Consider the following 12888-nt stretch of genomic DNA (forward strand, 5'->3'; position numbering starts at 1 on the left):
CATTTACCTATAATCAGTTCATGGGAAATCGACTTTCAAAAATAGCCACCAGGACTGGGGATGCCGGTATGACCGGTCTAGGCGACGGTAGTCGCGTAGAAAAGGATCATTTACGCATTTGCGCTATGGGGGATGTGGATGAGCTGAACTCTGAAATCGGTGTTTTATTGACCGAGGAGCTGCCTAAAAGTGTTGCAGATGCCCTTTCAAGCCTTTTATTAAAGGTTCAGCATGATTTATTTGATTTGGGCGGCGAGCTTTGTATCCCGAATTACACCTTGCTCAAGCCTGAACAGGTCGAGCAATTGGATGTTTGGCTGGAGCAATACAACGCCAACTTATTGCCCTTAACCGAATTTATTCTTCCTGGAGGCACTCGCGCTGCTGCCCAGGCGCATGTATGTCGAACGGTATGCAGAAGGGCTGAGCGCTCAGTAGTTCGTTTAGGTTGGGATGTGGATATTCATGAGGCGCCACGCCAGTATCTCAATCGCTTATCTGATTTACTATTTGTTTTGGCTAGAGTGCTTAATCAAGCCTCCGGTGGTTCTGACATTCTTTGGAACCACTCCAAAGAAAAGAAAAAATAAAAAGCAAAAGGGCTAAATTACTTTAGCCCTTTTTATTTCAGCGCAGCAGTTCTTATTTTTTGCTGCGACGCTTTTTCACTGCGCTAGCAAGACGCTCTAATACCTTCACTGAATCATCCCAGTTAATGCAGGCATCAGTAATACTCTTGCCGTACTCCAGTTTGTTTGGGTCATCCTTGCCCGGACTGAATTTTTGCGCCCCATCCTTGAGGTGGCTTTCAATCATTACGCCAAAAATTTGATGCGATCCAGACTCGATCTGCTGTGCAATATCATCCGCTACCACAATTTGACGCTCATGTTTTTTGCTCGAATTTGCATGTGAGAGGTCAACCATCAAACTGGCTGGAAGCTTGGCTGCTTCAAGCTCTGCACAGGCTGCTTGAACATATTTCGCCTCATAGTTTGGCTCTTTACCACCGCGCAAAATGACATGACAGTCTTTGTTACCTTTGGTCTCCACAATCGATACCTGACCATTTTTGTGAACTGACAAAAAGTGGTGTGGGCGACTTGCCGCTTGAATGGCATCGGTTGCAATTTTGATGTTGCCATCGGTACCATTTTTGAAGCCGATTGGCGCAGAAAGTCCAGAAGCGAGTTCACGATGTACTTGACTCTCGGTTGTGCGAGCACCAATAGCACCCCATGAGATCAGGTCAGCAATATATTGTGGAGAAATCACATCTAAGAATTCACTACCAGCTGGCATACCTAGACGATTGATTTCCATGAGCACTTGGCGCGCAATCCGTAGACCTTCTTCAATGCGATAGCTTTCGTCGAGGTAAGGATCATTAATTAATCCCTTCCAGCCCACCGTAGTGCGTGGCTTTTCAAAATACACGCGCATGACAATTTCTAGTTCACCCGAGAAACGCTCACGTTCAATCAGAAGACGTTGGCAATATTCAAGTGCAGCACGTGGGTCATGAATCGAGCAGGGCCCAATGATCACTAAAAGGCGATCATCTTTGCCATGAATAATGTTGCGAATCTTCGTACGCGTTTTACTGATGAGGGATTCGGTGGCGGTTCCTGAGATCGGAAAGAAACGAATCAAATGCTCTGGTGGAGGAAGAACGGTAATGTTCTCAATACGTTGGTCATCGGTGTCAGACGTTTTGTCAACGGCTGCATACCAGTTCGCTGGATTGGTGTTTTGTTGGCTCATATATCTATTTTAAGGGTATCAGGCGGTTCCACCCACGGTAAGACTGTCAATTCGTAAGGTGGGCTGTCCAACACCTACTGGCACGCTCTGACCTTCTTTGCCGCAAACCCCCACGCCACCGTCTAATTTGAGGTCATTTCCAATCATAGAAACCTGTTTTAAGGACTCAGGACCGCTGCCAATAATGGTTGCCCCTTTGACGGGATATTGAATCTTGCCGTTCTCGACCCAATAAGCTTCGGATGCGGAAAATACAAATTTACCGCTGGTAATGTCAACCTGACCACCGCCAAAATTGACTGCATAGAGTCCGCGCTTAATACTTGCCACAATCTCTTGCGGATCATCTTTGCCAGCCAACAAATAGGTATTGGTCATTCTAGGCATGGGAATGGATGCAAAACTTTCACGTCTACCGTTGCCGGTAAGGGGCATTTTCATCAGGCGGGCATTTAAGCTATCTTGTATGTAGCCCTTCAGAATCCCATCTTCAATCAATGTAGTGCATTGAGTTGGAGTGCCTTCATCATCTATATTCAGTGAGCCACGACGCCCTGTAAGCGTTCCATCATCTACTACCGTCACGCCTTTCGCTGCCACTCGTTCCCCAATGCGACCAGCAAATGCAGAGGAACCCTTGCGATTAAAGTCACCCTCAAGTCCATGGCCAACCGCTTCATGCAATAAAACGCCAGGCCAACCTGGGCCCATGACAACAGTCATTGGCCCGGCTGGGGCGGGGCGAGATTCAAGATTAATCAGGGCGCCATCAACCGCTTCATCAACGTATTGATTAATGAGCTTGGTATCAAAATAGCCATAGTCATGGCGTGCGCCGCCACCGGAGGAGCCAGATTCTCGGCGACCATTCTGCTCTGCGATGACATGAACGGAGACTCGTACTAGTGGGCGTACATCTGCAGCAAGCAGACCATCTGCGCGAACCACCAGAACTACATCAAACTCACCCGCAAGACTTGCCATTACTTGAATAATCCGTGGATCTCTCGCTTTTGCTCGCTTCTCAATGCTCTCCAGTAAGGCAATTTTTTCTTTGGGTTGCATTGAGTCCAGTGGGTTAATACCAGAGTAGAGCTTGTTCGAAATAGGATGAAATATTTTGCGTGCGAAGCCTTGCTTACCACCTGCCGGCCCAATGACTCGTGTTGCTTTGGCAGCTTTAGCGAGCGCCTCGGCATTTATCTCATCCGAGTAAGCAAATGCAGTTTTATCGCCATAAATTGCGCGCACACCTACGCCCTGATCGATGCTAAAGCTACCTGATTTAACAATGCCCTCTTCCAGGCTCCAGCTTTCACTGCGGGTGTGCTGGAAATACAGATCAGCATCATCGAGGCGATGCGTAAACATATCGCCAAAAGTATTGCTTAATTCACGCTCGGTTAAGCCGGTTGGCTCGAGCAAAATGGATTTGGCTAATTTGAGAAGATCCGCCTGTTTTTGGGCTTGGCTCCAATTGGCGGGAAACAGTGCTTCAGGTGCATTCATATTAATTTAAGCAGATCTTTTAATTTTTAAAGCTTACGATGTTTTAATGCTGGTAGCTTAGAGCGTACCTCGTTTAATTTTTCTTTGCTCAGAAGGCCTGATATAAAGCCCTCACCCTCAGGTAGGTCGCCTAGGATCGCACCCCAAGGGTCAATCAACATGCTATGACCCCAAGTGCGACGCCCATTGCGATGGGTTCCACCTTGTGCTGAGGCTAAAACATAGCATTGGTTTTCAATTGCGCGGGCGCGTAGTAGCACTTCCCAATGCTCTTTGCCGGTGGTGTAGGTAAATGCTGCGGGTATCAAGTGACAATCCACTTCGCCCATTGATCTGTAAAGCTCAGGGAAGCGGAGGTCATAGCAAACGCTTAAACCAAAGCGCCAGTGGACTCCGTTGATATCGAGCGAGACGAGTCCGGGTTGATTACCTGCCTCGATTGTTTCGGATTCCTGATAGCGTTCAGTGAGCGTCTGGAATCCAAACAAATGGATCTTGTCGTAACGACTAATACATCGACCACTGAGATCAAAAATGAGGGTGGAATTTAAAACCTTATTTGCCTCTCTAGCTTCCAGTGGAATGGTACCGGCCACCAAATAAATCGAATTGGCTTGCGCAATGGCTGCCAGCCGCTCTTGAATTGGACCCTTTCCAAACACTTCTCTCACTGCAAGCTTATCAGTATCTTTTAAGCCCAATAAGCAAAAGTATTCCGGCAGAACAACTACTTGAGCGCCATCTTGCGCAGCGAGATGAACTAGCTTGCCGGCAGCATTCAAATTCTCCTCTAAGTTCGGAGTGGAAATCATTTGCACGGATGCAATTTTGAGAATAGCGTTATCTGGAGCTTTATTCATTTATAGGGCAGGGCCAACTGGTGGTTTATCAGTCGGCGCGTTAGGTGCATTCGGTTTAGTTTGCTCTTTAAGTAATGCTTTTTGTCGAATCGTTTCTAGAGTCTTTGGATCCAGGGGTTGCCCTTTTTGATCAAGGGGAATGACCTCCGGATTGCCCCAGGAACCTTGTATGAGGTAATCAGATTGCATGCTGCGATTGATTTGATTGGTGATGAGATATTGACCTACTAGGGCGCTAAGGCCAACGATGGGATTAACAACGAAGGCCGCCACAATGGATCCAGCAGTGGCATCGAGTGTTGGGAATACTGTAACCCTTAAATCTTGCGTTTCATTAGGGATATTGATTTGGCCTACCATCGCTACACGCGCTTGATCTAACTCCATCGTAAATTGACTGGCGTTGGCAATCCCGTTGGTAATTGCAAAATTACTAACAATTGAATTAAATGGCGTACCTTTGGTGACAATGCTACCTAAGCCCCCCTGTAAATCAAGCGTAGCAAAGCGAAATAAACTTTGCAGGCTTAGTACGTTCAATAATTTGGCGGCATCAGTGTTCACTTCAAGCAGACGACCTTTTTCTAAATAAAGATCTACATTGCCCGATAGGCTCTCATAGCTGGGTGCATAGGGTGAGCCATTCCATTGCAGCTTGCCAGTGATCTTGCCATTTCCACCTTCAATCGATTTGGCATTTGTCCAGTGAGCAACTATTTCACCGGCATTTTTAATTTCCATATCGACATTGATCGCAGTTTGCTCTCCACTATCTTTTGGATTGATGCTCCATTGTCCTGAGAGGGTAGAGTTATCTTGAGGATTGGAGACCTGAATAGATTCGATGTCTAAGCCATTCCTGTTAGTGTGCGTCTTTATTTTGACGCTGCCAAGCAACGTTTTAGCTAAAGAAAAATCATCAATCGAAATATTGAGGCTCGGTATGGCATTCGGCTTGAAAGCTGTTGATGCAGAAGTAGCTTTCGCAAAACTTTTTTTCTCACCAGGATTCCCTTTATTGCCCATCTCGACCTCTAGGTTTTGGTCTGGGACTTTGAGTCGGGCTAGGTGTCCAGAGATTAGGCCGCTCGGGTTTTGTTCTGTTGGTTCGTGCCAGTTCAGTCGCCCTGAGAGATCGGCAGAGTTCAGGCGGAATCTCCACCCATCACTCTTGTTTGTGCCATCTAAGCTGAAATTCGTCCAAAGGCGATTAAAGAGTGTGAGATTTTTGACTTGGGCGTTGATGCGTGCATTATTTGCATCGCCCAATGAGGGAGCCCCTGCTAAGTTATTTTGATGGTTGGTACCGGCGTTCATAAATTGTCGCCAAGCATCTAGATCCAGTTCATTAGCCACTAAATTGAGATTGAATCCTTGGGGTGGCAAGCTTGCAGTCGCGCCAATACCAATAGATTGGCGTAATTCCTTGTCAGTACCTAATGCGCCCTGAACAAAATAGTTTTCGCCCAGTTTTCCTGACCAATCTACTTTGTTGATGCTCAAGTTTTTGTTTTTTGAGCTGGTGTAGGTCTTGACATTTAATTGCCCTAGCATTGGCACGCCCGCTAATTTTTTTGCGGGGACTGGTGCCGCGCTTGCCCAGTTCCGTAAATCGAATTGAAGGTTGGTTTCACTGCCGGCTTGATTGAAATTTAAAAGCCCTTCATAGATAGCTGAGCCACCCATCGCATTGAATGCTGGCGCGTAGTCAGATTTGAAGTTTTTTGCAAAGTAGTCTTTGAGGTATTTGGCGCTAATGTCGCCGGCAATCTTAAAGCTCGAAGTATTTGCTGTAGCAGGCGCATTAGAAATCTTGATTGAGCCGCCCAAAAAACTTGCCGTGACATCGTCAAATTCGGGATGGACTTCGGTTAACCTTACCTTTCCTGTAAGATTTTCAAGTGGTGGAAGATTGCTCCATTGCACGCGATTACCTGAAAGTGTGAGCTTGGTATCAATCCGGGGATCACCCGATCCGGATAGCGGAAACTCTATTCCTAGGTCGAGAATAATTGGACCACTAGCTGACAAGTTTTTTTGAAGCTCGGGCTGTTGTTTGCCAATGGGTGAGGCAAAAAGATAATCGAGCATCTCAAGTGCATCGCCTTGGGCTGCGCCTTGAATATTGAGTATTAAGTGATTTGCGCTGACATTTGGAATTTGTGCATGAAAATTATGCAGGGCGATATTTTTATAGTTTGCTGAAGTGATATCGACATTTACAACTGAGTTTTCTTGGCTCAGCTGACCATTGACATTGCTCAGCGACTGCCAAACACCTTGATTGCTTGGTAATAGGGGGGCAGGTTTGAAGCTTGCTCCTAAAATAGGGAGATACAGAGAGAATTCTCCCGAATTTGGTTTTGAAAATGGGATCTGATCTGGATCGCCCTTTACATGCAAGGTTCCATTTTCAATAGTGCCAGAGCCGAAACATTTTTCAAGATACTGCCTAGCATCTTTGCTCATTCCGATTGGCAGGTAGCGATAAGCCGTCACCATATTCGCTTTGACGAAATTCATATCCAAAACCATTTGGTCCGCTTGCTTTGGTGCGCCAAGCAAATAGCTGAGATTCAGTGTGGTGGTGATATCCGGATTTTTAAGGGCGAGTTGTTTTGCTTCAATCGACCATTGGCCGCGTTGTTTCGTCCAAGTAAGCACCCCATTGGCAGTATCCAGTTTAATTTTTGGATCTACTAAAAAATCGTTGATTTCTATCTCAATATTTTTTGAGTCAAGTGTAAATTTCCCGCCTTTTTCATCGCTATATAAGAGGCCTGATAAATGCGATACCGCTGGCATTGATTTGTTAATTGCGGCAAAACTCAAATCAATTAATTTGGCCTTGATCATAAAATCCAGTTTGTCTGGATTGATCCAAGATCCGGGAATGGGCAAGACTGCAAGCGCAGATTTTTTCTCTGACCAATTGAGTTCTAGATCCTGTAACTCACCTTCGGCTTGTGAGGCCTTAACCCATTCGTGTACTTTTTTGGAGAGGGGAAGATTCAGGGCAAATGAGGCTGCATCAGCCACATGAATTTTGGGTGATGAGAAACCAAACTCTTTAATTTCCCCATCTGGGCCAGGCGGACGCCAGCGGAAAGTCATAGGGCTTAAAGTGGTTAGCGGGGCGTTGCTCGGGCTATTGATATCACGCCAAGCAAAGTTTTTGGAGCTAATTGATAAAAGCCCCCGAGTATTTGCCTGGCTCAGATCGGCCTCAAGATGGCCAAACTCAATAGGCTCTTCATTTTTATTGAGTTGCACTCTGAATTGATTTGCCTTGAGATTAAATTGAGCCCCATCAGCAACTCCCCCATCTAAGTTAAGCTCGCCTTTAGAGCTGATCGTACCTTTCAGTGTATTGAGGGGTAGGGTGAAATCGGTCGCTAATTGATTGAGATTGAGATCAATAAAGTCCCAAGAAAAATGACCAACCCAATCTCTCCAGTTGCCTGGCTGTCCTCTGAGGCGGTGAACAAAGTCTGCTTGCAACTGAATGGGGCTGTTAGACCATGGCGCACTCATGCTTAGATCTGCTTTGTGGAGCCGGATCCCATTTGTCAGATGAAATTGAAAAATATTGACGGAGGTGTTTAATTTTTTATTTTGATGGTCCTGCCAAAAAATTTGCGCATCGCCAATCTCAATCTCTGATTGATCCAAGAGCCAGTTTCCTGCGGAAAAATCATCATCGTTCCCATTAATAGGGATGCCGGCAATGGATACTGCTCCTTGGGTATTTCTCTGCGCATAAATTTGTGCGCCTTGGAAATGTAGATCCTCAAAATAGGGGGCGAGGTGATAGAGTGAATTCCAACTTAGGCCACCACTAATTTTTTGAATTTCTAGCAGTGGGGGTGCTTTTTTATCTGGTGCATTGAAGCGCAATCCAGAGATCTCAAAGCGAGGCCGAATTCCTGTCCAGGAGACCTGGAGATCATCCATGGTGATATTTGCATCCAAACGGGCGCTCATCAATTTTTCGATGGCAGGTTTAGATTTCTCAATTTGAGGCCATAGCAAGAAGCGAACACCTAGATGCCCGAGGACCAGGGTTGCAATGATTGCCCCGCAAAGAATGGCCGCGCGCTTGCGCCATGCCCCACCAGTACCCACGGGGCGTTTTTGAAGCACGCTCTGCAGGCGACGCTGGATCAAATTTCTAAGCATGTGCTCTATTATCCGTCAGCCAGCGCCGGTTCGCCAAGCTATTGAGTCAGATTCTTGCGCCGGATTAAGATGGTGAAATGAGTCATTTTTCCAAGCAAATCCAATTTTTGACGACGCACTCCAGCTATGCTGCTCGCTGGCTCAATGCAAGGCCGGAATGGGTTAATTGGCTAGAGTTGCATGCAGGGCAAAAAGTCGATCCAGTTGGTATTCAAGCCCTCCTAGGAGAGTGCGCTGTTTTAGCTGCCTCTAATGGGTGTGACGAAGCTCTGTTGATGTCTCATTTACGTCTTGCACGTCAGAAATTAATGCTTTGGCTGGCTTTTCGAGATCTCAATGGCTTAGCTAGCCTCGATGAAGTAATGCGTGGCATGAGTCAGTTCGCTCAAGCGGTAATTGCGCTATGTATTGATTTTATTCGCGCTGAGCAGAAAAGTCGGTTTGGGCTTCCTTGGAGCGTAGTTCGTCACTCGGAAATACCTCTCATGGTAGTTGGTATGGGCAAGCTTGGGGGTTATGAGCTGAACCTATCGTCTGATATCGATTTAATATTTTTGTACGAGTGTGATGGCCAGACCCAAAATGGCCCTCACAGCCTATCTCATCAAGAGTGGTTTACGCGCATGGGTAAGCGCTTAATCAAGTTGCTGGCCGAGCATACTGAAGATGGATTTGTGTTCAGAGTTGACATGCGCTTACGTCCCAATGGCGATTCCGGGCCCTTGGTTTGTAGCTTGCCCATGCTGGAAGAGTACCTAATGGTGCAGGGTAGGGAGTGGGAGCGCTATGCTTGGATAAAGGGACGGTTAATTGCCCCTGCACCCAATTCGGCTGATTTTGCTTATTGTGAAAAACAATTAGATCAACTCATTCGACCGTTTGTGTATAGGCGCCATTTGGACTATGGCGTGATTGCTTCGATTCGCGACTTGCATGCCCAAATACAGATTGAGGCGGAAAAAAAATCCTCACATCACCATGGCCGTTCACAAGACATTAAGTTGGGGCGCGGTGGTATTCGTGAAATCGAGTTTCTGGCGCAAATGTTTCAGCTCATGCGTGGGGGCACAGATCCTCGCTTTCGTGTGCGACCTACCTTAGAGGTGCTCGATCTGATTGCAGAGCGTGGTTTATTGCCTCGGGATGCGGTGCTGGCCTTAAAGGCGGCCTATGTATTTTTGCGGCGCTTAGAGCATCGCATTCAGGTATGGGAGGATCAACAGACGCATTACTTACCAGAAGATGCTGCTGCTAGGATGCGATTGGCTAATGCCATGTCTGGGCCAAACGCTACTGAAGGCGACTCAACATTTTTGCAGGCACTAGAACAGCATCAGACAGCTGTTGCTGCGCTATTTGAAGAGGCTTTTGTGCTTGAGGATAAAGCGCGTTTAGAGCTCGCGCCATTAGTGGCGCATTGGAGTCCAGACCCCGTGTTATTTCCGGAGGGTTTCAAGCGCTGGGAGCTTTGGCTTGATAGCGCTAGGCAAAAACATTTACCGGAAAAAAGTCGCTTAATTATTTTTAATCTGCTTAATAAGGCAACTGAATATTTGCAGGCAAATGAAGTCAATTCGCAGGCGGCTGATATCACTATCTTGCGCCTTTTTGATTTGCTTGAATCGATTTCCAGAAGAAATGCTTACCTGGCGATTTTGGCTGAATACCCCAAAGCCTTGCTCAATGTATTGGCTTTGCTGAAATCATCCCAATGGGGAGCCGCCTACCTGAGTGGTCATCCTTATTTATTGGATTATTTGCTTCATTCTCGTGCTGAGCAGTTGCTGATTGATGAGCCTAAGCGGTATTGGTATGAAGTTAAGGAAAACCTCGACATGCGCCTGGATGATGCTCAGAGTAACGGTGAGGGTTCTGAGCAATCGCTCGATATTTTGCGGGTCACGTATCATACCGAAACCTTTATTACCTTGTTGGCTGATCTAGGCATTGGTATAGAGCGGGGGCTTTCAGTGGAGCAGGTGAGCGATCATCTATCGGCACTCGCCGATTTAATCTTGCAGGCGACCTTTGAGCACGTGTGGCCAAGCGTTGCCCAAAAATTTGGCCTGAGTTCGTCATTGCCCCCATTTGCCATCATTTCTTATGGCAAGTTAGGCGGCAAGGAATTAGGGTATGCATCTGATTTGGACCTAGTCTTTTTGTATCAATCAGAAGGTGCTGGTTATGCCGATCAAGAAATTTATACTTTTTTGGCTAAGCGCATGATTCATTGCTTGACTGCATATACTGCTGCCGGCACTCTTTTTGAAATTGATACTCGGCTTCGCCCAAATGGTTCGGCAGGATTTTTAGTTACCAATGCCGATGCTTTCAGAAAATATCAGCTACGCGAGGGCGATAATTCCGCTTGGGTATGGGAGCACCAGGCTTTGACTCGCGCACGCTGTTCTGCAGGTAGTCCGGTAGTGGGTGCATATTTTGAAAAAGTGCGCTCTGAAGTCTTAAGACAACAACGCAACCAGAAAATACTCCGCGCAGAAATTGTGGACATGCGCATGAAAGTCCATGCGGGGCATCCAAACCCTACAGTGCAATTTGATTTAAAGCACGATGCTGGTGGCATGGTTGATATTGAATTTATTGTCCAGTTTTTGGTGTTGGCCTTCGCACATCGTCATGAGCAGTTGGTCGGAAATCTCGGCAACATTGCACTTCTCAGAATTGCTGGGAACATTGGATTAATAGATGAGGATTTAGCTATCAAGGTGGGTGATGCCTACCGCTTGCTCAGAGCGCGTCAACACCGCTTGCGTTTAGATGGGGCAGAAAAGATTCGCGTGACTTTGGAGTCAGAGCCCAACCTCATTCAAGCGAGAACTTCGGTCTTACAGCTCTGGAGAAACGTTTTCAAAGTCCCTATCGATTAAGGCAAGCAAGCGTTAACTTTGCTCAAGTAATTCGCGGGCATGACGGCGTGTGGTGTCAGTAATCGTTGCGCCCCCCAACATTCTGGCAATTTCTTCAACACGCTCGGTTCTGCTAAGAGGGCTTACCTGTGAGAGTGTGGTGTTGCCAGCTTGTGACTTGCTGACTTTGAGATGGTGATTTCCTTGGGCAGCAACTTGAGGTAGATGGGTTACGCACAATATTTGGTGCGATTGACCAAGCTGCCTGAGTAACTTTCCGACTGTTTCAGCAACTGCGCCACCAATGCCGGCATCAACTTCATCAAAAATAAGGGTGGGTGTGAAGGATGCCTCACTCGTGATAACACTAATCGCCAGGCTGATACGAGCAAGTTCTCCTCCTGAGGCCACTTTAGCCAAGGGCCTGGGTGTACTGCCTGCATGACCAGCAACCAAGAATTCAATTTGCTCTAAACCATTGGCGCCACCTTCGCTTAAAGGATTTAAGGCGATCTCTAGTTGACCGCCTACCATCGATAGGCTTTGCATAGCAGTAGTGACCATTGCCCCAAGCTCGCTAGCGGCTTTGCTGCGTTTTTGAGAGAGGAGTTTGGCCTGTTTTTGATAAGTTACTTCTTCTTGCATGACCTTGTCGCGCAAGGCTTCAATATTTTGTGAGGCGGTTAAGGCTTCTAAACGCTCATCTGTTTCTAGTAAAAGTGCTGGGAGCGCAATGGCCTCTACTCGGTACTTGCGAGCAGCAGAATGCAGTGCCTGCATGCGCTCTTCAATTTGGCTAAGGCGCTCTGGATCCAGGTCTGCTTTTTGTAGATAACGATTTAAGCCGTGCACTGCTTCACCTACTTGAATTAAGGCTGACTCCAGTACTTCACTCATCTCTTTGAGGAGCGGGTCATGCTCCGCTAAAGTGGCAATACTCGCACTTGCTTTGGAGAGGGTCGATTCAGCAGAGTTCTCGGCTTCGCTTAAGGCTTCAATGGCCTCTTGGCAACCAGTAAGAATTTTGGCGCCATTCGCAAGGCGACTATGTTCGCTTTGGACATGCTCCCATTCACCTACTTGTGGAGATAGTTCAGTGAGTTCCTCTAGTTGCCATTCAAGTCGTTCACGTTCACGCTCAATATCTTGTCCAGCATTTTCGGCTTGTACTAATTTGCGGCGCGAGTCGGCAAGTTGTTTAAAGGCAGCAGCAACTTCTAGTGCTAGTGGCATTAAGTTTGCATGGCGATCGAGAAGTTCACGTTGCGCCCCTCCCTTCAGAAGGAGTTGATGCGCGTGTTGACCATGAATATCAACTAGCTGATCGCCCGCTTCACGAAGTTGGCTGAGCGTTGCCACGCTGCCATTGATAAATGCTCGACTACGGCCATTGCTTTCAACCGTTCTTTTGAGCAAAAGACTGTGACCTTCTTCTTCCAATGGAAAGCCTTGTTCATCTAACCATTTTTTGAAGTGATCTATTTGCCCCGCCTCAATCTGGAAAAGTGCGCTGATTTCAGCGCGTTGGCAGCCTTCCCGCACTTGACTGCTATCTGCACGCTCGCCTAGAACAAGGCCGAGGGCATCCAAAAGAATGGACTTGCCAGCACCGGTTTCTCCGGTGAGGACGGTGAATCCGGAGGTGAAATCCAGCTCGAGCTGGTCAACAATGACAAAGTCGCGAAGGGTTAGGATTTGAAGCATGTATT

At 47.0% G+C, this 12888-nt stretch carries 7 protein-coding genes; 2 read left to right on the plus strand and 5 right to left on the minus strand.

Annotated elements, in window-relative coordinates; all coding sequences use genetic code 11:
* Window positions 1-20 precede the first annotated feature (20 nt).
* Window positions 21-590, plus strand: a complete 570-nt coding sequence (locus M2125_RS08305; RefSeq protein WP_076023759.1) for a cob(I)yrinic acid a,c-diamide adenosyltransferase — start codon at window positions 21-23, stop codon at window positions 588-590.
* A 52-nt stretch (window positions 591-642) separates the two neighbouring features.
* On the opposite strand, the gene M2125_RS08310 is transcribed toward M2125_RS08305, so the two are convergent.
* The 4 genes from M2125_RS08310 to M2125_RS08325 are packed head-to-tail and all read right to left on the minus strand — an operon-like array spanning window position 643 to window position 8312.
* A complete protein-coding gene (locus M2125_RS08310) occupies window positions 643-1764 on the minus strand; it encodes a 3-deoxy-7-phosphoheptulonate synthase (RefSeq protein ID WP_076023760.1) in 1122 nt (373 codons plus the stop codon).
* Window positions 1765-1782: 18 nt separating this feature from the next.
* The gene (gene tldD / locus M2125_RS08315) at window positions 1783-3273 is read right to left on the minus strand and encodes a metalloprotease TldD (RefSeq protein ID WP_083657521.1); all 1491 of its coding nucleotides are present in this window, start codon (window positions 3271-3273) and stop codon (window positions 1783-1785) included.
* A gap of 26 nt (window positions 3274-3299) precedes the next feature.
* On the minus strand, window positions 3300-4133 hold the full coding sequence (locus M2125_RS08320) for a carbon-nitrogen hydrolase family protein (protein ID WP_076023761.1): 834 nt from the start codon (window positions 4131-4133) through the stop codon (window positions 3300-3302).
* Window positions 4134-8312 carry a YhdP family protein gene (locus M2125_RS08325; protein WP_280741837.1) on the minus strand — a complete coding sequence of 1393 codons (4179 nt, stop codon included), beginning with the start codon at window positions 8310-8312 and terminating at the stop codon, window positions 4134-4136.
* Window positions 8313-8389: 77 nt separating this feature from the next.
* On the opposite strand from M2125_RS08325, the gene glnE reads away from it, so the two are divergent.
* Window positions 8390-11200 carry a bifunctional [glutamate--ammonia ligase]-adenylyl-L-tyrosine phosphorylase/[glutamate--ammonia-ligase] adenylyltransferase gene (gene glnE / locus M2125_RS08330; RefSeq protein WP_280742819.1) on the plus strand — a complete coding sequence of 937 codons (2811 nt, stop codon included), beginning with the start codon at window positions 8390-8392 and terminating at the stop codon, window positions 11198-11200.
* A gap of 12 nt (window positions 11201-11212) precedes the next feature.
* Here glnE and recN read toward each other — a convergent pair whose 3' ends face one another.
* A complete protein-coding gene (recN, locus tag M2125_RS08335; protein WP_280742820.1) occupies window positions 11213-12883 on the minus strand; it encodes a DNA repair protein RecN in 1671 nt (556 codons plus the stop codon).
* Window positions 12884-12888: the final 5 nt, after the last annotated feature.

The sequence above is a fragment of the Polynucleobacter sphagniphilus genome (genome assembly GCF_029892205.1).
GTDB classification, from domain to species: domain Bacteria; phylum Pseudomonadota; class Gammaproteobacteria; order Burkholderiales; family Burkholderiaceae; genus Polynucleobacter; species Polynucleobacter sphagniphilus.

What these genes read in the sequence shown, in the direction of transcription:
- M2125_RS08305 (WP_076023759.1), top strand. Translation starts at nt 21, where the DNA reads ATGGGAAATCGACTTTCAAAAATAGCCACCAGGACTGGGGATGCCGGT.
- M2125_RS08310 (WP_076023760.1), bottom strand. Translation starts at nt 1,764, where the DNA reads ATGAGCCAACAAAACACCAATCCAGCGAACTGGTATGCAGCCGTTGAC.
- tldD (WP_083657521.1), bottom strand. Translation starts at nt 3,273, where the DNA reads ATGAATGCACCTGAAGCACTGTTTCCCGCCAATTGGAGCCAAGCCCAA.
- M2125_RS08320 (WP_076023761.1), bottom strand. Translation starts at nt 4,133, where the DNA reads ATGAATAAAGCTCCAGATAACGCTATTCTCAAAATTGCATCCGTGCAA.
- M2125_RS08325 (WP_280741837.1), bottom strand. Translation starts at nt 8,312, where the DNA reads ATGCTTAGAAATTTGATCCAGCGTCGCCTGCAGAGCGTGCTTCAAAAA.
- glnE (WP_280742819.1), top strand. Translation starts at nt 8,390, where the DNA reads ATGAGTCATTTTTCCAAGCAAATCCAATTTTTGACGACGCACTCCAGC.
- recN (WP_280742820.1), bottom strand. Translation starts at nt 12,883, where the DNA reads ATGCTTCAAATCCTAACCCTTCGCGACTTTGTCATTGTTGACCAGCTC.